This window comes from Pseudomonas sp. Au-Pse12 (genome assembly GCF_021341665.1).
In the GTDB taxonomy this organism is placed as follows: Bacteria; Pseudomonadota; Gammaproteobacteria; order Pseudomonadales; family Pseudomonadaceae; genus Aquipseudomonas.
In genome coordinates this window covers 37738-60530 of record NZ_JAJTTH010000009.1, presented here as the reverse complement: position 1 = coordinate 60530, position 22793 = coordinate 37738, and the positions used below count along the sequence as shown (strand labels likewise).

Sequence of the window (22793 nt, the reverse complement as noted above, 5' to 3'; positions counted from 1 at the left end):
GGAAGGAGGATCACGCCGGCTGCACCCGCGCATCACAGTTAAGGCTCATGGCCGCTGGCTTGCCAGCGAAAGCATTTAGCGCTTTCGCCGGCCAGCCGGCTCCTACAGCTGACGTTGCGGGGCCTTGTGCACCATGCTGTAGGCGTAGTCCACGCCCATGCCGTAGGCGCCGCTGTGCTCCAGCACCAGGCCCATGACCGCCTCGTAGGTGTCCTTGTGCGCCCAGTCACGCTGGTATTCCAGCAGCACCTGCTGCCAGGTCACCGGCACCGCGCCGGCCTGGATCATCCGCTGCACGGCCATGTCGTGGGCTTCCTGGCTGGTGCCGCCGGAGGCATCGGTGACGATGTACACCTCATAACCTTCGGCCAGGGCTTCCAGGGCCGGGAACGTCAGGCAGACCTCGGTCCACAGCGCCGCCATCACCAGTTTCTTGCGCCCGGTGGCCTTCACCGCCTCCACCAGCTTGCGGTCTTCCCAGGAGTTCATCGAGGTGCGTTCGATGGGCTGCTGGCCGGGGAACACCGCCAGCAGTTCCGGCCAGATATAGCCGCTGAAGCTTTCGGTTTCCACCGAGGTGAGGATGCTCGGCACGTTGAAGATCTTGGCCGCCTTGGCCAGGGCCACGGTGTTGTTCTTCAGGGTCTGGCGATCGATCGATTGCACGCCGAAGGCCATCTGCGGCTGGTGGTCGATGAGGATCAGGGCGGAGTTGGCGGGGTTGAGCAATTCACGAATGGACATGGCGCGTTCCTTTTGCAGTCAGAGAGTGAGGGTCGAACATGACCGGCTGATGGCGCTGCTTGCGCCCTGTTGCGTCCGGCTTGGTGGCTAATTTAGGCCTTGGTAGAAATCGGAACAATTCCCTAAAATCAGGAATCATTGATTCTAAATAAGGGACAATCATGGACCGTATCGAATGCATGCGCGCTTTCGTCGTCACCGTTGATGAGAGTGGTTTTGCCGCCGCCGCCCGGGCCATGGACGTGCCCCGCTCCAAGGTCAGCAAACAGATCCAGGCCCTGGAAGAGGCCATTGGCGTGCAACTGCTGCAGCGCACCACCCGCAGCCTGCACCTGACCGAAGCCGGCGCCGAGTACTACGAAAACGCCCGGGAGGTGCTGGCGGCCCTGGACGAGGCCGAACAACGGGCCCGGGACGGTGTCGCCGAACTGCGCGGCGTGTTGCGGGTCAATGCGCCGATGTCTTTCGGCCTGCGCCGGCTCGGGCCGCTGGTGCCGCTGTTCCATGAACAGCACCCGCTGATCGAGTTGCAGCTGGTGCTCAGCGACCAGCAGGTGGATCCGGTGCGCGGCGGTTTCGACGTCACCCTGCGCATCGCCAGCCTGCCGGATTCCTCGATGGTGGCCCGGCAGCTGGCGCCGGCGCCGCGGATCATGGTGGCCGCGCCCAGCTACCTGGCCCGGGCCGGAGTGCCCGGCCACCCCAAGGACCTGAGCAGCCACCAGTGCCTGAACTACGGCTACCTGCAAAGCGGCGTCAGCCTGCAATTGAGCAACGGCAGCGACACCCAGCGGGTGCACGTCACCGGGCCGCTGCACGCCAACAACGGCGACCTGCTGGCCCAGGCCGCCGAGGCCGGCATGGGCATCGCCCTGCTACCGGACTTCATCGTCGAAGAAGCCCTGGCGGCCGGGCGCCTGGTGCCGGTGCTGTGTGAATGGCAGGCGCCGCCCATCAGCGTCAACGTGGTCTACCCCTCGGCGCGACGGGTGCCGCAGAAGACTCGGGTGTTTATTGATTTTCTGGTGGGGCACCTGACTGAAAAAGCCGTGGCCTGAGCCATCTGACGGACGTGCGCCTTCGCCCGCAAGCGGGCTCCTACACTCAGGGGAGTGTTCCCGGCATTGGCGTAGCTCATCATGAAAATTTCCCCCAGGCTGGCCGTCTCCAGCCTTCTCGGCGCCCTCGCCTACCTGGGCCTGGCGATCTGGGGCATTGGCGGTTTCGCCGCCTTCTTCGGCCATCCACCGCTGACCCTGATCACCCTCGCCACCTTGCTGATGGTGGTCGCTTCGCTGTCCAGCGAGGTCAACCTGAGCAGCGGCGTGCGGGAAGATCAGGGCAACCGCTGGGTGCTGCCGGTGTTCGGGGTGATCGGCCTGTTGAGTGGCTTTGTCCCGGCCTACAGCGACCGCATGGATTTCTGCACCTTCGGCGGTGAAGGCCTGCGCTGGCTCGGCGCCTTGCTGTTCATTCTCGGCGGTGTGCTGCGCCTGTGGCCGGTGTTCATCCTCGGCCGGCGCTTCAGCGGCTTGGTGGCGATCCAGCCCGGCCACCAGTTGGTGGTGGACGGCCTCTATCGCCACCTGCGCAACCCCAGTTACCTGGGCCTGTTGGTGAACGCCGTGGGCTGGGCCCTGGCGTTTCGCTCGGGGCTGGGGCTGCTGCTGGCGGCGCTGACCCTGATCCCGCTGATCGCGCGGATCCACGCCGAGGAGGCCTTGTTGCTGGGGCATTTCGGCCAGGAATATGAGGACTATTGCGCTCGCAGCTGGCGCCTGCTGCCGGGTGTCTACTGAAACGCTGTAAAAAAAATCAGACACTTCTACCGACAAGGACGCACCGCTCTAGCACGCGCCTCTGCCCGCGATCGAGGGGCGCTCGCCAGGGGCCTTGGGCCCTTTACCCCCCTTACATTGGCTGGCGGATTCTTGCAGTATTGATCCGCCCTGAGCGTGCGGCGCCCTTTATCCGCACCGCCAGTGCCCGGTTCCTATCAAGAATAATCACCACGAACTCGACAGCGAGATCACCCGGCGATGTACCCCCTGAGCCCGTATCACGGATTCGACAAATCAACTCCCGCGCCCCTGCACTGTGGCCGCGGTGGCGATGTCGACGCTCGGTTCTCGCTGCCCCGCTCACTCCCCGCCACGCCTCATGAGGTTCATGAGGACCGCGCCGCCGTGATCGGTGCGTACTTCCTGGACAGGTCCTGCCCATGAAGCTCCTGGTCAACCTGCCCATGGCCCTGTGCCGTTCCCGCCTGCGCCACTCCTCACGCCCTCCGGACAACTCGCTGCTGGCTTGAGCGCGCCTCCCTGCGCGCACCCTCCAGACCTGATTTCTGCCCTTGCAAACGGCCCGTGCGCGGCGTCGTTGCAGGCCCTGAAAACCTGCGCGCCCCAGTGGCGCCAAGCGAGTACACAGATGAATTTTGCAGCCCTAGACGAGGCCCGTGGTTTCCTGGCCGCCCACCCCGATATCGACATGATCGAGCTGTTCATCCTCGACGCCAACGGCGTGCCCCGAGGCAAGCTGCTGCACCGCGAAGAACTGCTGGCGGTGTATGCAAGCGGCCGGCCCCTGCCCAGCACCATCCTCGGCCTGACCCTCAATGGCGACGATGTCGAGAACTCCGGGCTGGTGTGGGACGTCGGCGACATCGACTGCCGCGCCTACCCGCTGGCCGGCAGCCTGGTGCGCCTGCCCTGGCGGCAGATCCCCACTGCCGCCGTGCAAGTCAGCATGCACCCGCAGGAGGGCCTGCCCGCCAGCATCGCCGACCCGCGCCACCTGCTGATCAAGGTCATCGACGGGCTCAAGGCCGAGGGCTACCACCCGGTGATGGCCTGCGAGCTGGAGTTCTATCTGCTGGATGCCAGGCGCGACGGCAATGGCCGGCCGCAACCGGCCCTGGACGCTGATGGCGGGCGCCCGCGCAGCACCCAGGTCTACGGCCTGCGCGAGCTGGAGCAGATCGAGCCGTTCCTCGCCGACCTCTACGCCGCCTGCAAGCTGCAAGGCATTCCCGCGCGCACGGCGATTTCCGAGTACGCCCCGGGGCAGGTGGAAATCACCCTGGAGCACGGTGACGCCCTGCAGGCCATGGACCAGGCCGTGCGCTACAAGCGCCTGGTCAAGGCCGTAGCCCACAAGCACGGGATGCAGGCGACCTTCATGGCCAAGCCCTTCGACCACCTGGCCGGCACCGGCATGCACATGCACGTGAGCATCGCCGACGCGGCGGGCCGCAACCTGTTCGCCTCCGAGGATCCGGCCGGCACCCCGCTGCTGCGTGAGGCGGTGGGCGGCATGCTCGCGTCTCTGCTGGAATCGCTGCTGCTGTTCTGCCCCAACGCCAACTCCTACCGGCGCTTCCAGAGCAACAGCTACGCGCCCCTGGCCCCCACCTGGGGGGTCGACAACCGCACCGTGAGCCTGCGCGTGCCCGGTGGCCCAGCCAATAGCCGGCACATCGAACACCGCATCTGCGGCGCCGACGCCAACCCCTATCTGGCGGCAGCGGCGATTCTCGCCGGGGTGCATCGCGGCCTGCGCGAACACCTCGACCCGGGCGAACCGGTACAAGGCAACGGCTACGCCCAAGCCACCGAACTGCTGCCCACCGACTGGCTGACCTCGCTGGTGGCCCTGGAGCAATCGGCCTGGGCCCGAGATGCCCTGGGCAGCGAATTCCTCGGTGTGTACCTGGCGGTCAAGCGTGCCGAGTACCGCCAGTTCATGGCCGAAGTCGGCGAGCAGGACTGGCGCTGGTACCTGACGCAGGCCTGAGCCGCAGCAACGATCTGCGGCGCTGGGCTCATGGGCAAGGCGGCCTGAAACCGCTTTGCCGGACCTGAGCTGCGCCCGGCAGATCATCGACAGCTCCTGAAGCGCTGGCGGCTGCCCTGCACGCGGCCGCCCGGTTGATTTTTCCACGAGGATTTTTCCATGACAGCCGCCTTCGATCCGCGGACCCCGGCAGCCGAACGCTGCCCCAGCTACTACAGCGCCACCCTGAACCAGGAAACCCACTACCCGACTCTGCAAGGCACCCATCAGGTGGATGTGGTGATCATCGGCGGCGGCTTCACCGGCGTCGCCAGCGCGGTGGAACTGGCCGAGCGCGGCCTGAAAGTCGCCATCGTCGAAAGCCACAAGATCGGCTGGGGCGCCACCGGGCGCAACGGTGGCCAGGTCACCGGCAGCCTCTCGGGCAACGAGGCCATGCGCAAGCAGATGGGCCGCAGCCTCGGCAAGGAAGTCGACGACTTCATCTGGAACCTGCGCTGGCGCGGGCACCGGATCATCCAGCAGCGGGTGGAGAAATACGCCATCGCCTGCGACCTCAAGCACGGTCACCTGCACGCGGCCTACAAGCCCAGCCACCTGCCGGGCCTGCGGGCCGACTACGAAGAAGCGGTGCGCCGCGGCATGGGCGACGAAGTCAGCCTGCTGGACCGGGGCCAGGTCCGCGGCCTGCTGGAAAGCGAGCTCTATCACGGCGCCATCAAGAACACCCGCAACCTGCACCTGCACCCGCTGAACCTGTGCATCGGCGAAGCCCGGGCCGCCGAAAGCCTGGGAGCGCTGATCTTCGAACACAGCCAGGTGCTGGAAATCGTCCACGGTGAACGCCCCGCGGTGATCACCGCCCAGGGCCGGATCGACGCCAAGCAGGTGCTGTTGGCCGGCGACGTCTACCACAAGCTGGAGCCGAAAAAACTCAAGGGCAAGATCTTCCCGGCCATGGGCGGCATCGTTACCACCGAGCCGTTGGGCGACCTGGCCAAGCGCCTGAACCCGGAGGACCTGGCGGTCTACGACTGCCGCTTCGTGCTCGACTACTACCGCATGACCGCCGACGGCCGCCTGCTGTTCGGCGGCGGCGCCAACTACAGCGGCAAGGATTCGCGGGACATCGCCGGCGAGTTGCGCCCCTGCATCGAGCGCACCTTCCCGGCGCTCAAGGGCGTGGGCATCGACTTCCAGTGGAGCTGCGCCATGGGCATCGTGATCAACCGCATCCCGCAGTTGGGCAAGCTTTCGGACAACGTCTGGTACTGCCAGGGCTACTCCGGGCACGGCGTGGCCACCAGCCACATCATGGGCGAGATCATGGCCGAGGCCCTGACCGGCCACCTCGGCCACTACGACACCTTCGCCGCCTGCCAGCACATCCGCGTGCCCTTTGGCGACCAGTTGGGCAACCCGATGCTGGCGGCGGGCATGTGGTACTACCAGATGCTGGAGAAACTGCGCTGAGGGCCGGGCAACCCTGCACGGCTCGCTGAACCGCCCCCTTGCTCAGCAGGCTGCCCGCCCCTCGAAGGCATGGACCGCCGCGAAACCGCGGGCGGTCCCTGTGCTTCGCCGTACTCAGCCCGCCCTGGCCCAAGGCCCGAGCCCAGCGAGACCGCCGTTATCCGAGTCCTCGACCAGGAAAGAATCGACCGCCTCAATCAAGACCTGACCCGCGCCTGGAGGGCCGATGTTGAAACCACCTGCATCCTCTCGGGCATTGTGCTGCTCCCCTGCCTCATCCTCATCTGCCTGCTGGTCGCTGGCTGGTGCACCACCAAGTGGCGCAACCCCCAGGGCGAACTGGAAGCGGTGGCCATCGGCTTCAATTTTGCCGCGTGTTTTTTCACTGTGTTCTGGTCGTTCTGCGTCAACCTGTACTGGGTGACTGGCCTCACTCTGGCAGCGCCGGGCCTGACCCTGTTGATCCCTGATACAGGCAACGGCCACCACTGGTTCGCCCTGGGGCTACTGCTCAGCGCCGGGGTCTTTGGGGCGTGGGGCAACCTGTGGCGAGAAAAGAACATGCTGTCCCGAGGCTTCATCCAGGTCGACGCCCTGCTGTCCTGCAATCCCGATCAGGCCAAAGTGGCGTGCAAGCGACAGATCGAAGAGGCCGCGCCGGGGTTTGGTCAGTAACCCCATCAGGCCTGCGCTACACAAAGCCCGCCCGTTCTCGTACCATCGGCGCCGCTCACGAGCCGTGCCAGGGAAGGCCAAGTACACACTCATGCCTCCCTGCCTGCGCCTTGTCCCAAGCCACTTTCAGGGTTCCCCATGTTCCGCGTAATCAAGGCTTCGCCCTTGCTGCTGGCCACCAGCATGATTTCTGGCTGCATCAGCCAACCTGCTGCCATCGTCAGCGCCCCTCTACAACCCGCAGCCAACGAACCCACGACCTATCTGGTGGGCGCTATTGGCCCGCAGTACCTGGGCGGCGGCGGTGCCGCCACCAACCTGCGCCTGCTGATTCGCAAGCGCGGCTCAATCAATGGCGCCGCCGCACTCTGGCAGGACGACCCACGGCCAACGCCTAAAGACATCCACGAACCCCGCGCCGCCGGCAGCGTATTTGTCATGCCGCTCAAGCCGGGTGATTACGAGTTCTACAACTTCCAGTTCTGGTCCATGGTCTACACCCCGGGGCTCGGCTCACGCCTGCAGTCCCAGGAGGCACGGGAAGAGTTCGTCCTGCCGCTGCGCCTGGAAGCGGGCAAGGCGTATTACATCGGCGAGTTTCGCTCGGTCTGCAGCCAAGTGACCCAGTGCTTCTTTGCCTGGAGCAATCAAATGCCCCGTGATGCCGCGATTGCCCAGCGCCAGGTGCCGGGGCTGCCGGACCTGCAATGGATGCCGCTGGACCTGGACAAGGCCAAGCCCTTCATCCTTCCCGTCGACAAGCAAACCAGCCCAGCCAACGCCACTGCGGAGCCTCATCCATGAAATCCTGCCTGAGCCTTTGCGCCTTTCTGCTGCTCGCGGGCTGCGCGGCGACCGACACCTTGCCGGACCGTCCGCTGACGGATGGCCAAGCCTATCTGGTGCCCCTGCATGTAATGGTCGATGACCCCTTGCGCGCCGCCGAATTGCGCAACGCCCTGCGTGCCACCGGAGTGTTCGAGAATGTCCAGACCGGCGCCGGTGAACCTGGCGACTACAGCGCCCGGATTCAATTCAAGTCCGACCGCGAGATCCCGCCGATGCCGCTGATCTTCCTCAGTGCCGCCACCCTGTTCCTGATGCCACTGTCCAATGGCATCGATACCCACACCGACATCACCCTGCTGCATGAGGGCAAGGTGCTCAAGCAATACCGCTATCGCAACCTGACGCATAAATACACCTGGCTGCTGGATCAGGGCGGTGAAATGCAAGAGCAGAATATCCAGCGCATCGCCCGCGCCTTTGCCGGCGACCTGCGCCAGGATCAACTGTTGCCAAGCGCGAGTCAGGCCCAATGAACCCCATAGGCGTGACTGCCCTGCTGTGCAGCGCACTGATCATCACCGGTTGTGGCACCCGAATGGCGCCGCTGGACTACCGCAGTCAACATCCCTATGTACCGCTGACCCTGGACCTGGGCCCGGTGAAAAGTCGCTTCGACGAACAGGAGCAACGGGAAACCATTGCCGCCCTGCGTCAAACCGGAGCCTTCTCCTTTCTCGATGGTGGCTACAGCCGCAGCGGCTACCGCCTGCTGATCAGCGAGCCAGGCGGCAAGAGCGCGGGGTTGCTTGGCGCGCTGAATGCCATCACCCTGCTGACCTTCCCCTTGCCCTATTCCTACCAGAGCAACTTGCGCGGCAGCCTGCTCAAGGACGGCCAACTGCTCAAGACCTACGACTACCGTCGTGAAGGCTATAGTGTGGCGGCCTGGTATGTGCCGCCGGTGCAGGTCGAAAGCCGCCGGCAGATGCTCGACGAATTGCTGCGGGACCTGGCGAAGGATCGCCTGATTCCTCAGGAAGAATGACACCCGTGTCCACCTGAAACCTGCCCGGCTTGACGGGGTTCCCGTAGGAACCGGCTCGCCGGCGACAGCGCTCCGGACCGCAAACCGGGCAAAAAACAGACCCTCCGAAGAGGGTCTGTGGATCACATATTCACCTACGGCCGCAGCCTTACAAGTAGCTGATGCTGTACTGCATCGAGCTTTCCACCGCCGTGGCTTCCAGGCCCGAGGCTTCGGCGTAGTAGCGCACGCCCAGCACCTTGCTGACGCCCACGGTGGACTCGCCTTCCTCCACCATGGTCACCCGGCTCAGCTCACCGGACGCCAGGTTGATCGGGGTGGTTTCGTCGAGCAGTTGCAGGCTGACCTTGTTGCTGCCGCCCGGCGCCTCGTTGGCCAGGCGGCCTTCTTGGGTCACGTCACCATTAGGCAGGAAAGTCGCGGCGATGGAACGGGTCGCCTCGGCACTGGTGCAGCCCTTGAGGGTCAGGGTGAAACGTGCCTCACCGGCGGTCTGGCCGATGGAAGCCAGTTCCTTCTTCGAGATCGAAGGCAACAGGACGGTCGGATTGGTCACACCGTTCACTTCCAGGCTGCAGGTTTCATCGACGATCTCGCCGAGGAACTTGATTTCTGCGGCCTGGACTTGAGAGACGGTGGCGATCAGTGCCAGGGCAGTCAGTGTTTTTTTCATGGTCGGTCTTCTTCAGATGGAAAGGGACAATCGCGGGTTGTTCGAGCGACGAGGCTGGGGTTCGCGCTGGAGGAAGGCGATTTTCAGGAGAGTCCGGCCAAGGGTGAATAGGACAATGACTAATCTTGCGAGCCATTCGAGATCCCTGTCGTCTGTCGATAATTCACCGAAAATAGCAGCTTAGTACCAGTCCTATTCAGATCGCCTCCCTCACTCTTTTAACCTTCGCAATCGGATTTTTCCGAGCCGTGACGAGCGTTATGCCGCCATAAAGCCGGCCGCCCCCACGCCTCCGCAGGCCTCCGATTCGCCCCCGCGTATCGACGTCTACCGAACCGTTTCCATCCAGCCCCCGGCCTTGGCCAGGGCGCCCAGAGTTCCTGTCATGTCGAAAAAAAAACCCGTTGCATTCTTTCTCGCCGGCTGCCTCGCCTGGCTGGCCTGTCAGGCACAGGCCAGCGTGGTGATTGTCGGCAGCCGCATCATCTACCCGGCTCAGGCCCAGGAAAAATCCCTGCAGTTGAACAACCGCTCCGACCACCCCAGCCTGGTCCAGGCCTGGGTCGACCGGGGCAACGAAGAGTCCAGCGCGCAAACGGCCGACGCGCCGTTCATTGCCACGCCTCCTGTGTTTCGCATGGAAGGCCACACCGGCCAGACAGTGCGCCTGCGCTTTACCGGGGAACAGTTGCCCGAGGACCGCGAATCACTGTTCTTCCTCAATGTGCTGGAAATTCCCCCGGTCCAGGCTGACCTGGAGGGCCGCAACCAGTTCGTGGTAATGCCTCGCCATCGGCTGAAGGTGTTCTACCGCCCCGCCACCATCGCCCAGCCCCTGGAGCGCCTGCCGGCGCTGCTGGCGTTGCACCTGGCCAGTGAAGGCACTGACTGGCTGATCAACATCAGCAACCCCACTGGCTACTACGCCACCTTTGCCGAAGCCAACCTGCTGGCGGGCGGCCAGAGCGCCCCGCTGCAGTTGCAGAACAGCTTGCCACCCTTCTCCAGCGCGACCTGGCGCGTCGCGCGCAATGCCCTGGCGGGCCAGCCGGATGCGGTGCAACTGCGGCTGGTGACCGATGCCGGCGGCAGCCTGGACAAACGCATTGCCCTCAAGCCCTGAGCAGCCCGCCGACCATGACCCGCGCGCATCGCGGCCTCCCCCTTGGGCTTGCCCTGGCCATGCTGCTGGCAGGGCCGACAATGGCCGACCAAGTACCCACCACGGAGCTGACAGCCGGGGCCGACACGGGCTACAGCTTCAATCCGCGACTGCTGCGGGGCGCCCGTCCCGGCGGCTTGTCGCTGGAGCGTTTCAACCAGGCCCATGCCACGCCGGCCGGGCGCTATTCGGTGGACGTACTGGTCAATGGCATAAGCCTTGGACGCCATGAGCTGCGCTTCGAAGAGGGCTCCGAGCAACCGCTCAAGGCCTGCTTCAACACTGAGCAGTTGCTGGAGCTGGGGGTGCAGGCGCGCTACCTGGAAACAGCACTGGAAGAGGACTGCCCAGGGCTTGCTGTCAGCGTCAGGGGCGCCAGCGAACGGCTGCACTTTTCCACGCTGCGCCTGGAGCTGTCGATCCCCCAGGCGGCGCTGCAAACCCGGCGCCGTGGGCAAGTGCCCAACAGCCAATGGAGCAACGGCGAAAGCATCGGCTTCGTCAACTACAACGCCAGCCACTTCCACCTCAATCAGGCCGGCGACAACAACTACTCCAGCTACCTGGGCATGCGCTCCGGAGCGAACCTGGGGGCCTGGCGCCTGCGCCATCAGGCCAGCCTGAGCGTCAGCAGCGACCAACCCAACCACTGGCGCCACCTGCGCACCTACGCCCAGCGCACCCTGGCCGACTGGGGCAGCGAACTGACCCTGGGGGAAACCTTCACCAGCGGCCAGTTGCTGTCCAGCCTGGGCTATCGCGGCGTGCAACTGGCCAGTGACGAACGCATGCTGCCGGAGTCGCTGCGCGGTTATGCACCCACGGTGCGAGGCATTGCCAACAGCAACGCCCGGGTGGTGATCCGCCAAAACGGCAACGAGCTGTACCAGACCACCGTGGCGCCCGGCCCCTTCAGCATCGACGACCTCTACCCCACCGGTTACGGCGGCGACCTGGATGTGGAAGTGACCGAGGCAGATGGGCAGGTCAGCACCTACCGCGTGCCCTTCTCGGCCATGCCCGATGCGCTGCGCCCGGGCCAGTCGCGCTACTCGGTGGCTGCCGGGCAGGTGCGCAACAACGGCATGAACCTTCCCTACGAACCCTTTGCCGAGGGCTCCTACGAGTATGGCCTGAGCAATGCCTTTACCCTGCGCAGCGCCACCCGGATCGCCGACGGCTACCTGGCAGCCCTGCTCGGCGGGGTCTACAGCCACCCGATCGGCGCCTTCGGCCTGAACACCACGTTTTCCGCGGCCAACCTGCCCGAAGGCCGCAGGACCGGCAAGATGACCCAAGCCTCGTTCAGCCGCACCTTCCAAAGCACCGGCACCAGCCTGTCCCTGGGCAACGCCCGTTACTCCACCGAAGGCTATCGCGAACTGATCGACGCCATCGGCGAACGTGCACGCACCCATGTGCCCGAGGACTGGAGCTCCAGCAGCTACCAGAAGAAAACCCGCTTCGACGTGCAGGTCAGCCAGAACCTCAGTGGCCGCGACTCGTTGTTCATCACCGGCTCGCAGCAGAACTACCGCAATCGCGCGGGCCAGGACCGACAGTTCCAGTTCGGCTACTCGGGCATGTTCGCCAACGGCGTCAGCTACAACCTGTCCATGGCCCGGCAGTTCGACAGCCGTGGGCAGAACAGCGACACCCAGCACATGCTGTCGCTGTCCATGCCCCTGGGGCCATCTCGCAGCACCAAGCTGTCCACCAGCATCAGCCACAGCTCGACCCAGGGCAGCCAGCACCAGGCCAACCTCTCCGGTAGCGTCGGAGAAGGCAAGGACCTGAGTTACGGCCTCAATGCCAGCTACGCCAGAAACAGCCCCGACGGGGTCCTCGGCGGCACCCTGCAACAGCGCCTGAGCAGCGCCACGGTGGGCGGCAGCCTGTCCCATGGCGATGATTTCTGGCAGGCCTCCGCCAGTGCCATGGGCGCCCTGGTCCTGCACTCCGGCGGCGTTACCAGCGGCCCCTACCTGGGGGATACCTTCGCCCTGATCGAAGCCAAAGGCGCCGAGGGGGCCCTGGTGATGAATGGCCAGGGCGCGCGAATCAACCGCGCCGGCTATGCCCTGATGCCCAGCCTGACGCCCTTTCGCTACAACGATATCGGCCTGAGCAGCGACGGCATGCGCAGTAATGTCGAGCTGCAGGAAACCCAGCAGCGCGTGGCGCCCACCGCCGGTGCCGCGGTGCACATGCAGTTCAAGACCCTGGCCGGTTTTGCCGTGCTGGTCCGGGCGCCCCGGCCCCAGGGCGAAAGCCTGCCCATGGGCGCCACGGTGTACGACAGCCAGGGCCGCGAGGTGGGCATGGTGGGCCAGGCCAGCCAGCTCTATGCACGGGTCGCAGAACCCCAGGGCCGGCTCAGCCTGCAATGGGGCGACAACGCCGACGAACAGTGCCAGGTCCACTACCGGATTCCCGAAGCCGACCTGCAGCAACCCATGATCAACCTGAGCGGAACCTGCCTGCCCGGCCAGACCGCCCTTCTGTAGCAACAGGAACCTGCCCCATGCCTTCGATTGCCATTCCCCTGCGATGCTCCAGCGTGCTTGGCCTGGGCCTGCTGCTGGGCCTTGCCTGCAACGCCCAGCCGGCCCAGGCAGAGTGCCGCCAAGTGTGGTCCTACAGCGCCCACGACACCGCCAACGGCAACCTCGGCCTGGCCCCCATCATCCTGACCGCCGAGCAATTTCAGCCCTCCGGCAGCGTGCTGGGCATGGCGAACATTTCCGTGGCGCGCAACGCCAATGTGGACCCCGAGACCATCGCCTACGACTGCCTGCCCGGCGACGGCCCCTTCTACGAATACTTCGCCACCAACGGTACCGACGCCCTGAGCGGCAAGCAGGAAGTCAGCGGCATGCCCGGCTACTTCCATACCCTGTGGCGCAACGTGGCGATAAAGATTACCCACAACCAGAGCGGCCAGACTTTTTCCCGCACCTGGCAGCGCCGCCCCCTCAGCGGCGACTACAACCCGGCCACTGGCCGGGTCGAATTCAAGGCCAGGCATTTCAGCGACGTCACCGTGGAACTGGCCAGGGTTTCCGACAGCGCCGGCCAACCCGGCAGCCTCGCCGAGGGCACCTACACCCTGGCCCGCCCCAACGCCTACATCGCCTTCCAGGGGGGCGGCTTCAGCGCCACCCTGAGCCCCGGCTGTGACCACGGCAACGGCTGCGCCAGCAACCAGCGCCAGCACTGGCCCGCGGCGATAGGCCTATGGAATGGCGTCAGCATCAGCCGCCGCACCACCTGCGCGGTACACGCCGCCACGCCTCTGGTGGACTTCGGCCGAGTCTCGTTGAACCAGCTGCAATCGGGCAACAGCCCCCGGGCCCGGATGAGCATCGAGATCGAGTGCAACAGCCCGGCACTGGACGAACGCAGCAGCGGCGGCCAGGTGACGGTTGGCCTGCAGGTGGCCCCCGACAGCTACCTGGCCCTGCAGCGCCATCACCCGCAGCGGCTCGATCCGGGCGGTGGCGCCCAGGTGCTGCTGTCCAGCGGCTACGGCAGCGACCCGACGGTGGCCACCGGGGTCGGCGTGCAGATCCACGACCAGAACCAGCGCCCGCTGCTGCTCGCCGGCTGGAACCCCAGCGACGCCAGCCCGAGCGGCAACGGCGATGGCTGGTACTCGGCCCAGGCCCCGCTGCTGACCCGCAGCGCCGGCCTGCCCGGCCACACCCGCTACAGCGGGCAATTCAGCGCCACGCTGGTGCCCCTGGCGCAACGGATCACCCCGGGGCGCATCGATGCCACGGTCAACGTGGTGGTGAGGGTCCGATGATCAACCGCCGCCGCTCGCCCGGGTTACTGGCGACGCTGTGCCTGACCCTGGCCAGTCTGTGGCAGGCCGGCGCCGAGGCCGGCCTGCTGGCCTCCGCCACTCGGATCGTCTACCCGGTCGGTGGCCGCGAGCAGGTTCTGGAGGTGAGCAATACCGGCGCTACCCCGGTGCTGGTGCAAAGCTGGGTCGACGATGGCCAGGCCAATGCTGCACCCGAGGACAGCCCCAGCCCCTTTGTCGTCCTGCCGGCGGTGTTCCGCCTGGAGCCCGGCGCTCGCCAGAGCCTGAAAGTCCTGTTCAACGCCAGGCCCTTGCCCCAGGACCGGGAAAGCCTGTTCTGGCTCAACCTGCTGGAGATCCCGCCGACGCCCACCGGCGCGGCGCTGGAAGACCGGCTGATCCTGACAGTACAGACCCAGATGAAAATCCTTCTGCGTCCCACAGCCCTCGGTGAAACCCAGGAACAGGCCGCAGGCCGGCAGGTGTTTACCCTGACCCGCGAAGCCGGGCGCCTGCGTTTGCACTGGCACAATCCGAGCCCCTACCACATCACCCTTGACCACCTGCGCCTGAGCGCTCCCGGCACGCTGCTGACCGTGCCCGGCGATCTGCTCGCGCCCTACGCCAAGGTCACCCTGGATATTCAGCCGACCTCGGGGCCCGGACTGGCCCCCGGCCGCGAAGCCCGGCTGAGCTACCAGTCGATCGGCGACCAGGGCACGCCCCTGGCCCTCGACCAGCGACTGGCCGTGCCTTGAAAACACGCCGGACGTGGTAGATTCGCCCACCGGCCATCAGCGCCGCATGTCCAGAGAATCAGCCATGAACCAAGCGTTGTACCAGGGCGGCTGCCTGTGCGGGCAGGTCCGCTTCGAGGCCCAGGGCCCGGCCGCCAATCCCCATACCTGCTCCTGCACGCTGTGCCAGCGGCACAGCGGCGCATTGACCCTGGCCTGGGTCGAGTTCCCCAGCGCGCAGGTACGCTGGACCGGCCCCGCCGGCGCACCAGCGACCTTCAGGTCATCGGACTATTCAAGCCGGGCGTTCTGCCGGGCATGCGGCAGTTCCCTGGGGGCCATCGACGATCAGCCGACCATTGCCCTGCTCCTGGGCTGCTTCGACGAAAACCGCGACCCGGCCCTGATGCCGGACAGCCACTCGTTCAGCGACCGCTGGCCCGAGGGCTGGCAGCCTGTGCCGGCGACACAAGATAAAGACAGACAGCATGAGTGAAGCATCGTCCCACTGCGGCGCCCCCCTCGCCTCGAATGTCTGGACCTGGTACGGCCAGGACGAGTACCGAAAGATCATCCTGCTGGGAGAGCTGGGCCCGGCCCTGGAGTTCCTGGCCTCGGAGGCCGAGCGCCAGCGCACGGAGGTCGGCTGCTGCGCCGAGTGTGTCCTGTGGTCCAACCACCTGGATTATCTCGAGGGCTTCGTGAAGCACTTTCCGGCGTACCTGGCGCCCACTCTGCACCCGCGTTGAGCGGCTGTGAAGCGCTGTGCCGAGAGGCCTACGGGGTAACGCTGGAGGACAACGGCTTCAAACACCCGCAATGGCTGCCCCTGCGCCAGGAAGCGCGCGAGTTGCTGGGCATGCTGGGTTGGCAGGATGTGCGCGAGCACATGCCCGAGCTGATTGAAGAATGCCGAGCGAGCTTGAGGAAATGGCCGGATTGATGGGCGGGTGGCCGCGCTTGGCAGGCGCGGTTGTTCGCTGGCAAGCCAGTTCCTACGGGCCGGGGGTGATGGAGTAGGAGCCGGCTTGCCGGCGAAGGCGTCGGCTCAGGCGGGAATGCGTGGCAAGGCACGTTTGTGAGCGGTGCGCCGGTAGGCGCTTTCAATCAGTTGTCGCACGCTATCGGGCACCGGTTGGCCCATCAGGTAGGCATCGATTTCTTCGTAGCGGCAACCGTAAGCCGTTTCGTCCAGCTTACCCGGGGCCAGTTCCTCCAGATCCGCGGTGGGCGCCTTGTGCACCAGATGGCCTGGAGCGCCGAGGGCATCGGCCAGCAGCCGCACCTGGGTCTTGGTCAGGCCCGACAGCGGGGCCAGGTCGCAGGCGCCGTCGCCGTACTTGGTGAAAAAACCCATCAGGGCCTCGGCACCGTGGTCGGTGCCCACCACCAGGCCGTTGCTGAAGTTGGCCACGGCGTACTGCGCGATCATCCGCGCCCGGGCCTTGACGTTGCCCTTGGCAAAATCCGTGAGAGCCGGCGAAGGCTGCAGGCCGTCGATCCGCACCTGGCTCATCAGGCCGTCGACGCTGTCGGCAATGTTGCAGGTGCTCACCGCGTCCGCGCCAATGAAGTCCAGGGACGCCTGGGCATCGCCTTCGTCCGCCTGGTTCTTGTAGGGCAGGCGCATGGCGATGAAACGGGCCTCCTGCCCTGCCCCGCGCAGTTGCTCCACCGCCAGCTGGCACAGGCGGCCGGCGGTCAGGGAGTCCACTCCGCCGCTGATGCCCAGCACCAGGCTGCTGCACCCGGACTCGCGCAGCACCTGCTGGATAAAGGCCACGCGTCGGGCGATCTCGGCGGCCTCGCCACCGCGCACCAGTTGCCGGTCGATGCCCAGTTCCCGGGCGATACGTTCTTGGGTTGGGTTGCTCATGTCAGGCCTCCAGGGGCGAGTGGGCAAGATCGACGCTGAACACCTGGGCGGCGTAGCGCAGGAACGACGGGTCTTCGCAGACGTTCTTGATCGGGTCGTCGGAGAACTTCACCACCGGTTCACCATGCACCCGCACCAGCTTCATCACGATGCTCAGCGGCTCGACGCCTTCGACGTCACAGGCCAGGCTGGTACCCATGCCAAAACCGAACCTGGCCTGGCCGTGCACGTGACGCAGGATCGGCAGGCATTTCTCGAAGTTCAGGCCATCGGAGAACATCAGGTCCTTGGTCCGTGGGTCGATGCCCAATTCGCGGTAGCGGGCCAGGACCTGGTCGGCCCAGAGCAGCGGGTCCCCGGAATCCTGGCGCAGGCCGTCGTAAAGCTTGGCGAAGTACAGGTCGAAATCCTTGAGGAAAAAGTCGGTGCTGATGCAGTCGGTCAAGGCAATGCCAAGGCGCCCGCGGTACTCGTGCACCCAGTTTTCCAGGGCCGCGTTCTGGCTCTCCCGCAGCCGTCCCAGTTGCTGGTGCACCATCAGCCACTGGTGGGCCATGGTGCCGATCAGCGGCAGGTCGAACTCATAGGCCAGGTGGGCATTGCTGGTGCCGACGAACACCCCGGGGAAATCGCTGCGCATGATCTTCACCACTTCGCGCTGGGCCTTGAACGACAGGCGCCGGCGGGTGGAGAAATCCGAGACGCGGAACTCGGCAAGTTCATCGCGGCTGGCGTTTTTCTCCAGCCATTCGAACTTCTGGTAGAGCCGGCGGGTGACGTCCTCAAGCTCCACTTCCGGGTACTTGTCGCGGTTGCGCAGCTCGCTGACCATGGCCAGTACCGGCTGTTCGAACATGATGCAGTGCAGCATCGGACCACGGACGCGGATGCTCAGTTGGCCATCGACGGCGGCCACGTGGATGTAGCGCAGGTTGAAGCGGAACAGGCCGAGAAACTGCTCGAAGTCCGGGGTCAGGTATTCACGAAAGCGCTTGTTGAACAGAAAGCGCTGTTCGCCTTCACGCATCTGCAGGCCGGCGAGCTTTTCCAGCTCCTGGCGGATCTCGGGGATCAGGTGCACCAGGGACTCTTTGGAGCGCACGATGAACTGGTATTCCACGTCGACATTGGGGTGCTGGTGCAGCACCGCCTGCATCATGGTGAAGGTGTAGTAGTCGGTGTCCAGCAGGCTCTGAATCACGCCGTTGTTACGGTCGAATGCACTTTCCATGATGACTCCTCAAGCCTTGGCCAGTCTGGCGGTTTCTTCGCGGGTCGCGGCAACCGCGATGCCCGCTCGTTGCATGTCGTCGATCGCCTGGGCAGCACCCTCGGCGCTGATGGCGCGACAGGCCGGCAGGTGGATGATCACCCTGAAGCCAGCGGCGGCCAGCTGCAGCGCGGTGGTCTTGACGCAGAAATCCAGGGCCAGGCCGCCGACGATGACCTGTTGCACGCCCTGGCTGTTGAGGTACTCGATGACCCCGGTGGACAGCTTGCCGTGCAGGTCGTGGTAGCAAGCGCCGTAGGGATGCAGGTCCGGCTCCACGCCCTTCCACACGAAGTAGTCGTAGTCATAGGGCGTGGGCAACTCATCCAGCAGGGTGAAGCCTGCGGTGCCCGGTACGCAGTGGCTGACCCAGGTCAGGTCGGCGTGCTCCAGGCCGGTGGGCTGAAGCATCTGTTCATGTCCGGCCACCACCCAGGGTGCCCGGGGACTGTGGGCGTCCTTGCTGCCAATGCGCAGGCTGGCCAGGGTCGCCATGAAATTCAGTTCGCCACCAATGCGGTCGCCTTCAGCCACGGGCAACTCGTCCGGGCACAGCGGGGTGAAGCTCTTTTGCGCATCGACATCGAAGGAAGCGGTCTTCATCGTTTGGCTGTTCATGCTGGGTCTCTCCTCTGCATGGAGCACAAAGTACATGTCATGTACTTTCATGACAACCCCCTGCGCAGTTTATTTTCATAAACCGCATTAACCTTTCATAGAAATACAGTTGGAAAAGAAGATTTCCCGCAGGTAAAAGCGATGTTAAGGTACACGTCATGTACCAAATGAGAATAAACAGATGTTTGAACTGGCCCTCTATGGCGGCGCCTTCAACCCGCCCCACGCCGGACACGCCCAGGTGATGCTCGAAGCCGCGCGCCACGCGCGCCGGGTCCTTGTGGTGCCCAGCTTCCGTCACCCGGATGGCAAGCGCATGGCTGATTTCGAACAACGGGCCAGCTGGTTACAAGCGATCACCGCGCACCTGCAACCCGAGTGTCACGCCGAGCTGGCGGTCAGCCGCCTGGAGCGCCAGCTGGCCCTGGCCGATCCGCGGCCGGTGTATAGCTTCACCCTGCTGCAACGCCTGGCCGACGACCTGGCCCTGGACGGCAAGCGCATTGCCCTGGTGGTGGGTGAAGACGTGGCGCGGCAGTTGCCCAGGTTCCATCGCGGCGAAGAATTGCTGCAACGCTTTTCCATCCTCTGCATCGAGGAACAGCCCGGGGTGCGCAGCAGTGTGTTGCGCCAATGCCTGGCCCGAGGCGAAACACCACCCAAGCAGTGGCTGGCACCGGGCATGAATCCGCTAAACTACGGCCTCTACGCCGTCCACGGAAGTTGATATGCACGACCGCAGCACCCTCCCCAGCGCCTACCTGCACACCATCGACCTGTGCCTGCTGCGCTACAACCGCGAACACGGCGAACTGGAGATCCTCCTCCATCAACGCGACGCCGAACCCTTTGCCGGGCACTGGGCGCTGCCGGGTATCGTGGTCAACGGCGATGTCGAGGACCGTAGCCTGAACGACGCGGTGGAACGCCTGCGCCGCTCGAACAAGGTCGACATGCCCCTGGCCTGGCTGGAACAGGTGGGCACCGTGGGCGACGCCTTTCGCGACCCGCGCTGCTGGTCGTCCTCGACCTTCTACCTGGGAATCGTCAGCGAGCCGGTACAGCCCGGCGCGCAACAGGGCTTCTTTGCCCTCGACAAGGTCGCCAGCGGCGCCTTCAAGCTGCCCTTCGACCACAACAGCCTGGTGGCTCAGGTGCACGAGCGGCTGTTTTCCAAATCCCTGTACAGCAGCCTGCCGCTGATGTTTCTCGGCAACGAGTTCAGCGCCCCCGAGGCGGTGAGCGTCTTCTCCCTGGTGCTGCAACGCCCGGTGCTCAAGACCAGCATCCGCCAGCGCCTGCTGAAGATGAGCGAGGCCGGCCACCTGCGCGACACCGGGCGCAAGAAGAGCGGCGACGGCGGCCGGCCCCAGGCCACCGTGGAACAGCTCAAGCCCGCCGAGCTGTATTTGTTCGATCGTTGTTTCCTGGAGTAATGCCCCGATGAGTTCCGCCACCGACAACCAATGCCTGCTGGAAACCCCCTACTTCAAGGTGGTCCGTGAAAACGGCTACTTCATCATCAAGGAAGCCCAGGCGGTGAACGGCGTGGTGGCCGTGCCGACCCTGGCCGATGGCCGGCTGATGCTGGTCGAGCTCAAGCGCCGGGCCATCGGCGGCCAGTCCATCGAGTTTCCCCGGGGCGCCATCGATGCCGGGGAAAGCGCCTGTGACGCCGCGGTCCGGGAGCTGCTGGAAGAAACCGGCCGGCAGGCTTCGTCCGTGCGCCAGCTGGGCTTGCTGCACAGCAATACCTCACTGATCGCCAGCGCGGTGGCGGTGTGTCAGGTGCAGGTCACCGAGCAGCAGAGCGCAGCCACCGACGGCGAGGTGGACCATGTGCTGTGGGTCAGCCGCCAGGAGCTGTTGGCCATGATCGCCGCCGGCCAGATCACCGACGCTCACACCCTGTCGGCGGCGATGATGCTGCTGGCCGCCGAATCGGCCTGACGCCCCCACTTCTCCAGGGCAAAGTCGACGAAGCTGCGCAGCTTGGGCAACCGGTAGCGGTCCTGGGCATACAGCAGGTGCATGGTCCGAAACGGCAACTGATAGTCCTGCAGCACCGGCACCAGCCGGCCCTGCTGCAGGTCCTCTTCCACCAGCGCATCGGGCATCATCACCAGCCCCAGGCCGCCGCGAGCCGCGCGGTGCAGGCCGGACGAGGTGTTGGTCAGCAGCGAGCCGGACACCGGAACCAGCACATCGCCCTCGGGCCCACGCAACGGCCACTGGGTGGCGGTGGAGCTCCATTCGTCACCGGCCGGGTAGGCGAACGCCAGGCAGTTGTGCCGCCGCAGGTCTTCCGGCACCTGCGGGGTGCCACAGCGCTCCAGGTACTCCGGCGCGGCGCAGATGGTCAGGGTGTAATCCTGCAGACGCCGGGCAATCAGCGATGAGGTGTCCAGATTGCCCAGGCGCACGGCCACATCGAAGGTGCCGTCGGTCAAGTCGAAGCGCTGGTTGGCCAGCGTCAGTTCCACCTTGACCTGCGGACAGCGCTGCTGGAACTCGCTCAGGGCCGGCGCCAGGCGCTCGGTGCCGAAGGTCAATGGCGCGGTGATGCGCAAGGTGCCGGTGGGTTCGCCCTGGACCTGTTCCGCCAGGCGCTCGGAATCCGCCACCAGCCCCAGCACCGCCAGGCAGCGCTGGTAGTAGTCGCTGCCGAAGTCGGTGAGGCGCTGGCGTCGCGTCGTGCGATTGAGCAGGCGCACCCCCAGGCGCTGCTCCAGGGCCCGCAGGTGGTTGCCCACCATGGTGGTGGACATCCCGCATTCCCGGGCGGCGGCGGTCATGTTCCCCGCCTCCACCACCTTGACGTACACCGACATCGCCTGGAACAGATCCATTATCAACCCTGACTTCAAGATGATTAAAGAAATGGCGAGTTTATCTAGCCTGAATGGCTAACGATACTGGCAGCACAACCCACTGAGATGGAGTCGCCCGCCATGACCGCCGCCTGCCTGATGAGCACTTACCAGCCCCTCGCCCTGAGCTTCTGCAAAGGCCTGGGCAGCCGCCTCTGGGACCAGACCGGGCGCGAATACCTGGACGCCATCGCCGGGGTCGCGGTGACCGGCATCGGCCACTCTCATCCGCGGCTGGTCAGCGCCATCAGCGAACAGGCCGGCCTGCTGCTGCACAGCTCCAACCTCTATGACATCCACTGGCAGCAGCAACTGGCCGCCAAGCTGACCCGCCTGAGCGGCATGGAGCGGGCGTTCTTCAATAATTCCGGGGCCGAGGCCAATGAAACCGCGCTCAAGCTGGCGCGCCTGCACGCCTGGCACAAGGGCATCGAACAGCCCCTGGTGGTGGTCATGCACAACGCTTTCCACGGCCGTACCCTGGCCACCCTCTCCGCCAGTGATGGCCCGGCGGTGCGCCTGGGCTATGGCCAATTGCCGGAAGGTTTTCTCAAGGTGCCGTTCGGCGATCTGGCCGCCCTGGAATCGGTGGTTGCCGAGCACGGTCCGCGCATCAGCGCCGTGCTGATGGAGCCGATCCAGGGCGAAGGCGGTATCCAACTGGCTCCGCCCGGCTACCTCAAGGCCGTGCGCGAACTGTGCACGCGGCGCAACTGGCTGCTGATGCTCGACGAGATCCAGACCGGCATCGGCCGCACCGGGCGCTGGTTCGCCTGCCAGCACGAAGGCGTGGTGCCGGACGTGATGACCCTGGCCAAGGGCCTGGGCAACGGCATTCCCATCGGTGCCTGCCTGGCCCGGGGCAAGGCCGCTGAACTGTTCACCCCAGGCAGCCATGGCAGTACGTTCGGCGGCAATCCGCTGGCTTGCCGAGCGGCCTGCACCGTGCTGGAAATCATCGAAGAGCAGCAGTTGCTGGCCAACGCCGAGCAGCGCGGCGCCCAACTGCTGCGTCGGCTGCGGGAGGAACTGGCAGGGCATCCGGCGGTGCGGGAGGTTCGCGGACTGGGGCTGATGGTAGGGATCGAGCTGGTGCAGCCAGCGCGCCAGCTGGTGCAGATCGCCGCCCGTGATCATGGGCTGCTGATCAATGTCACCCGGGGCACGACCATCCGCCTGCTGCCCCCTCTGGTGATCGATGCCGCGGAAGTGGAGATGATCGTCGACGGGCTACGCCAGGCCCTTGAAGTGCTGTAAT

The 22793-nt window shown here is 65.4% G+C and carries 25 protein-coding genes; 19 read left to right on the top strand and 6 right to left on the bottom strand.

The window, feature by feature from the left end:
* Positions 1-102: 102 nt before the first annotated feature.
* A complete protein-coding gene (locus LXM55_RS23620) occupies positions 103-744 on the bottom strand; it encodes a hydrolase (protein ID WP_092315577.1) in 642 nt (213 codons plus the stop codon).
* Between the two features lie 161 nt (positions 745-905).
* Here LXM55_RS23620 and LXM55_RS23615 point away from each other — a divergent pair, with 161 nt between their 5' ends.
* From LXM55_RS23615 to LXM55_RS23580, 8 genes are all read left to right on the top strand, one after another.
* The gene (locus LXM55_RS23615) at positions 906-1802 is read left to right on the top strand and encodes a LysR family transcriptional regulator (protein ID WP_233322581.1); all 897 of its coding nucleotides are present in this window, start codon (positions 906-908) and stop codon (positions 1800-1802) included.
* A gap of 81 nt (positions 1803-1883) precedes the next feature.
* Complete coding sequence (locus tag LXM55_RS23610; protein ID WP_233322580.1) at positions 1884-2543, top strand: methyltransferase family protein; 660 nt, start codon at positions 1884-1886, stop codon at positions 2541-2543.
* A 631-nt stretch (positions 2544-3174) separates the two neighbouring features.
* Entirely contained in the window at positions 3175-4539 is a 1365-nt protein-coding gene (locus LXM55_RS23605) for a glutamine synthetase family protein (protein ID WP_233322579.1), read from the top strand.
* Positions 4540-4698: 159 nt separating this feature from the next.
* Positions 4699-6012 (top strand): NAD(P)/FAD-dependent oxidoreductase, encoded by a 1314-nt coding sequence (locus LXM55_RS23600; RefSeq protein WP_233322578.1) that lies wholly within the window; start codon positions 4699-4701, stop codon positions 6010-6012.
* Between the two features lie 69 nt (positions 6013-6081).
* Complete coding sequence (locus tag LXM55_RS23595) at positions 6082-6687, top strand: hypothetical protein (protein WP_233322577.1); 606 nt, start codon at positions 6082-6084, stop codon at positions 6685-6687.
* A gap of 138 nt (positions 6688-6825) precedes the next feature.
* Positions 6826-7491 (top strand): hypothetical protein, encoded by a 666-nt coding sequence (locus tag LXM55_RS23590; protein WP_233322576.1) that lies wholly within the window; start codon positions 6826-6828, stop codon positions 7489-7491.
* On the top strand, positions 7488-8009 hold the full coding sequence (locus tag LXM55_RS23585; RefSeq protein WP_233322575.1) for a hypothetical protein: 522 nt from the start codon (positions 7488-7490) through the stop codon (positions 8007-8009). The genes LXM55_RS23590 and LXM55_RS23585 overlap by 4 nt, the downstream gene beginning before the upstream one ends.
* Positions 8006-8521, top strand: coding sequence for a hypothetical protein (locus tag LXM55_RS23580; protein ID WP_233322574.1), 516 nt, complete (start codon positions 8006-8008; stop codon positions 8519-8521). Before LXM55_RS23585 ends, LXM55_RS23580 begins: the two co-directional genes overlap by 4 nt.
* Positions 8522-8669: 148 nt before the next feature.
* Here the strand turns inward: LXM55_RS23580 and LXM55_RS23575 are convergent, their stop codons facing one another.
* Positions 8670-9194 carry a fimbrial protein gene (locus tag LXM55_RS23575; RefSeq protein ID WP_233322573.1) on the bottom strand — a complete coding sequence of 175 codons (525 nt, stop codon included), beginning with the start codon at positions 9192-9194 and terminating at the stop codon, positions 8670-8672.
* A gap of 385 nt (positions 9195-9579) precedes the next feature.
* Here LXM55_RS23575 and LXM55_RS23570 point away from each other — a divergent pair, with 385 nt between their 5' ends.
* The 7 genes from LXM55_RS23570 to LXM55_RS23540 all read left to right on the top strand — a co-directional run bounded on the left by LXM55_RS23570 (position 9580) and on the right by LXM55_RS23540 (position 15844).
* Positions 9580-10317, top strand: a complete 738-nt coding sequence (locus LXM55_RS23570) for a fimbrial biogenesis chaperone (protein WP_233322572.1) — start codon at positions 9580-9582, stop codon at positions 10315-10317.
* 80 nt (positions 10318-10397) lie between these two features.
* Positions 10398-12863, top strand: a complete 2466-nt coding sequence (locus LXM55_RS23565) for a fimbria/pilus outer membrane usher protein (RefSeq protein ID WP_233322571.1) — start codon at positions 10398-10400, stop codon at positions 12861-12863.
* A gap of 17 nt (positions 12864-12880) precedes the next feature.
* Positions 12881-14164: a fimbrial protein gene (locus tag LXM55_RS23560; RefSeq protein ID WP_233322570.1), complete on the top strand. Its 1284-nt coding sequence runs from the start codon at positions 12881-12883 to the stop codon at positions 14162-14164.
* Entirely contained in the window at positions 14161-14922 is a 762-nt protein-coding gene (locus LXM55_RS23555) for a fimbrial biogenesis chaperone (protein ID WP_233322569.1), read from the top strand. Before LXM55_RS23560 ends, LXM55_RS23555 begins: the two co-directional genes overlap by 4 nt.
* A gap of 64 nt (positions 14923-14986) precedes the next feature.
* The gene (locus LXM55_RS23550) at positions 14987-15397 is read left to right on the top strand and encodes a GFA family protein (RefSeq protein ID WP_233322568.1); all 411 of its coding nucleotides are present in this window, start codon (positions 14987-14989) and stop codon (positions 15395-15397) included.
* A complete protein-coding gene (locus LXM55_RS23545) occupies positions 15390-15650 on the top strand; it encodes a hypothetical protein (protein ID WP_233322567.1) in 261 nt (86 codons plus the stop codon). The genes LXM55_RS23550 and LXM55_RS23545 overlap by 8 nt, the downstream gene beginning before the upstream one ends.
* Positions 15647-15844: a hypothetical protein gene (locus LXM55_RS23540; protein WP_233322566.1), complete on the top strand. Its 198-nt coding sequence runs from the start codon at positions 15647-15649 to the stop codon at positions 15842-15844. The genes LXM55_RS23545 and LXM55_RS23540 overlap by 4 nt, the downstream gene beginning before the upstream one ends.
* 105 nt (positions 15845-15949) lie before the next feature.
* On the opposite strand, the gene nadE is transcribed toward LXM55_RS23540, so the two are convergent.
* From nadE to LXM55_RS23525, 3 genes are read right to left on the bottom strand one after another with little or no spacing between them, the layout of a single operon-like run.
* Positions 15950-16777 (bottom strand): ammonia-dependent NAD(+) synthetase, encoded by an 828-nt coding sequence (gene nadE / locus LXM55_RS23535; protein ID WP_233322565.1) that lies wholly within the window; start codon positions 16775-16777, stop codon positions 15950-15952.
* A 1-nt stretch (position 16778) separates the two neighbouring features.
* A complete protein-coding gene (gene pncB, locus LXM55_RS23530) occupies positions 16779-18008 on the bottom strand; it encodes a nicotinate phosphoribosyltransferase (RefSeq protein ID WP_233322564.1) in 1230 nt (409 codons plus the stop codon).
* Positions 18009-18017: 9 nt separating this feature from the next.
* Complete coding sequence (locus LXM55_RS23525; protein WP_233322563.1) at positions 18018-18665, bottom strand: nicotinamidase; 648 nt, start codon at positions 18663-18665, stop codon at positions 18018-18020.
* A 181-nt stretch (positions 18666-18846) separates the two neighbouring features.
* Here LXM55_RS23525 and LXM55_RS23520 point away from each other — a divergent pair, with 181 nt between their 5' ends.
* Genes LXM55_RS23520 through LXM55_RS23510 form a run of 3 tightly spaced genes read left to right on the top strand, consistent with a single transcriptional unit; the run spans position 18847 to position 20615 of the window.
* Positions 18847-19392 (top strand): adenylyltransferase/cytidyltransferase family protein, encoded by a 546-nt coding sequence (locus tag LXM55_RS23520; protein ID WP_233322562.1) that lies wholly within the window; start codon positions 18847-18849, stop codon positions 19390-19392.
* Between the two features lies 1 nt (position 19393).
* The gene (locus LXM55_RS23515; protein ID WP_233322561.1) at positions 19394-20101 is read left to right on the top strand and encodes an NUDIX hydrolase; all 708 of its coding nucleotides are present in this window, start codon (positions 19394-19396) and stop codon (positions 20099-20101) included.
* A 7-nt stretch (positions 20102-20108) separates the two neighbouring features.
* Positions 20109-20615: an NUDIX hydrolase gene (locus LXM55_RS23510; protein WP_233322560.1), complete on the top strand. Its 507-nt coding sequence runs from the start codon at positions 20109-20111 to the stop codon at positions 20613-20615.
* On the opposite strand, the gene LXM55_RS23505 is transcribed toward LXM55_RS23510, so the two are convergent.
* Positions 20567-21514 (bottom strand): LysR family transcriptional regulator, encoded by a 948-nt coding sequence (locus LXM55_RS23505; RefSeq protein WP_233322559.1) that lies wholly within the window; start codon positions 21512-21514, stop codon positions 20567-20569. The two genes, LXM55_RS23510 and LXM55_RS23505, sit on opposite strands and share 49 nt — an antisense overlap.
* A gap of 102 nt (positions 21515-21616) precedes the next feature.
* Here LXM55_RS23505 and LXM55_RS23500 point away from each other — a divergent pair, with 102 nt between their 5' ends.
* On the top strand, positions 21617-22792 hold the full coding sequence (locus LXM55_RS23500) for an aspartate aminotransferase family protein (protein WP_233322558.1): 1176 nt from the start codon (positions 21617-21619) through the stop codon (positions 22790-22792).
* Position 22793 lies beyond the last annotated feature (1 nt).

What these genes read in the sequence shown, in the direction of transcription:
- LXM55_RS23620 (WP_092315577.1), bottom strand. Translation starts at nt 744, where the DNA reads ATGTCCATTCGTGAATTGCTCAACCCCGCCAACTCCGCCCTGATCCTC.
- LXM55_RS23615 (WP_233322581.1), top strand. Translation starts at nt 906, where the DNA reads ATGGACCGTATCGAATGCATGCGCGCTTTCGTCGTCACCGTTGATGAG.
- LXM55_RS23610 (WP_233322580.1), top strand. Translation starts at nt 1,884, where the DNA reads ATGAAAATTTCCCCCAGGCTGGCCGTCTCCAGCCTTCTCGGCGCCCTC.
- LXM55_RS23605 (WP_233322579.1), top strand. Translation starts at nt 3,175, where the DNA reads ATGAATTTTGCAGCCCTAGACGAGGCCCGTGGTTTCCTGGCCGCCCAC.
- LXM55_RS23600 (WP_233322578.1), top strand. Translation starts at nt 4,699, where the DNA reads ATGACAGCCGCCTTCGATCCGCGGACCCCGGCAGCCGAACGCTGCCCC.
- LXM55_RS23595 (WP_233322577.1), top strand. Translation starts at nt 6,082, where the DNA reads ATGGACCGCCGCGAAACCGCGGGCGGTCCCTGTGCTTCGCCGTACTCA.
- LXM55_RS23590 (WP_233322576.1), top strand. Translation starts at nt 6,826, where the DNA reads ATGTTCCGCGTAATCAAGGCTTCGCCCTTGCTGCTGGCCACCAGCATG.
- LXM55_RS23585 (WP_233322575.1), top strand. Translation starts at nt 7,488, where the DNA reads ATGAAATCCTGCCTGAGCCTTTGCGCCTTTCTGCTGCTCGCGGGCTGC.
- LXM55_RS23580 (WP_233322574.1), top strand. Translation starts at nt 8,006, where the DNA reads ATGAACCCCATAGGCGTGACTGCCCTGCTGTGCAGCGCACTGATCATC.
- LXM55_RS23575 (WP_233322573.1), bottom strand. Translation starts at nt 9,194, where the DNA reads ATGAAAAAAACACTGACTGCCCTGGCACTGATCGCCACCGTCTCTCAA.
- LXM55_RS23570 (WP_233322572.1), top strand. Translation starts at nt 9,580, where the DNA reads ATGTCGAAAAAAAAACCCGTTGCATTCTTTCTCGCCGGCTGCCTCGCC.
- LXM55_RS23565 (WP_233322571.1), top strand. Translation starts at nt 10,398, where the DNA reads ATGGCCGACCAAGTACCCACCACGGAGCTGACAGCCGGGGCCGACACG.
- LXM55_RS23560 (WP_233322570.1), top strand. Translation starts at nt 12,881, where the DNA reads ATGCCTTCGATTGCCATTCCCCTGCGATGCTCCAGCGTGCTTGGCCTG.
- LXM55_RS23555 (WP_233322569.1), top strand. Translation starts at nt 14,161, where the DNA reads ATGATCAACCGCCGCCGCTCGCCCGGGTTACTGGCGACGCTGTGCCTG.
- LXM55_RS23550 (WP_233322568.1), top strand. Translation starts at nt 14,987, where the DNA reads ATGAACCAAGCGTTGTACCAGGGCGGCTGCCTGTGCGGGCAGGTCCGC.
- LXM55_RS23545 (WP_233322567.1), top strand. Translation starts at nt 15,390, where the DNA reads ATGAGTGAAGCATCGTCCCACTGCGGCGCCCCCCTCGCCTCGAATGTC.
- nadE (WP_233322565.1), bottom strand. Translation starts at nt 16,777, where the DNA reads ATGAGCAACCCAACCCAAGAACGTATCGCCCGGGAACTGGGCATCGAC.
- pncB (WP_233322564.1), bottom strand. Translation starts at nt 18,008, where the DNA reads ATGGAAAGTGCATTCGACCGTAACAACGGCGTGATTCAGAGCCTGCTG.
- LXM55_RS23525 (WP_233322563.1), bottom strand. Translation starts at nt 18,665, where the DNA reads ATGAACAGCCAAACGATGAAGACCGCTTCCTTCGATGTCGATGCGCAA.
- LXM55_RS23520 (WP_233322562.1), top strand. Translation starts at nt 18,847, where the DNA reads ATGTTTGAACTGGCCCTCTATGGCGGCGCCTTCAACCCGCCCCACGCC.
- LXM55_RS23515 (WP_233322561.1), top strand. Translation starts at nt 19,394, where the DNA reads ATGCACGACCGCAGCACCCTCCCCAGCGCCTACCTGCACACCATCGAC.
- LXM55_RS23510 (WP_233322560.1), top strand. Translation starts at nt 20,109, where the DNA reads ATGAGTTCCGCCACCGACAACCAATGCCTGCTGGAAACCCCCTACTTC.
- LXM55_RS23505 (WP_233322559.1), bottom strand. Translation starts at nt 21,514, where the DNA reads ATGGATCTGTTCCAGGCGATGTCGGTGTACGTCAAGGTGGTGGAGGCG.
- LXM55_RS23500 (WP_233322558.1), top strand. Translation starts at nt 21,617, where the DNA reads ATGACCGCCGCCTGCCTGATGAGCACTTACCAGCCCCTCGCCCTGAGC.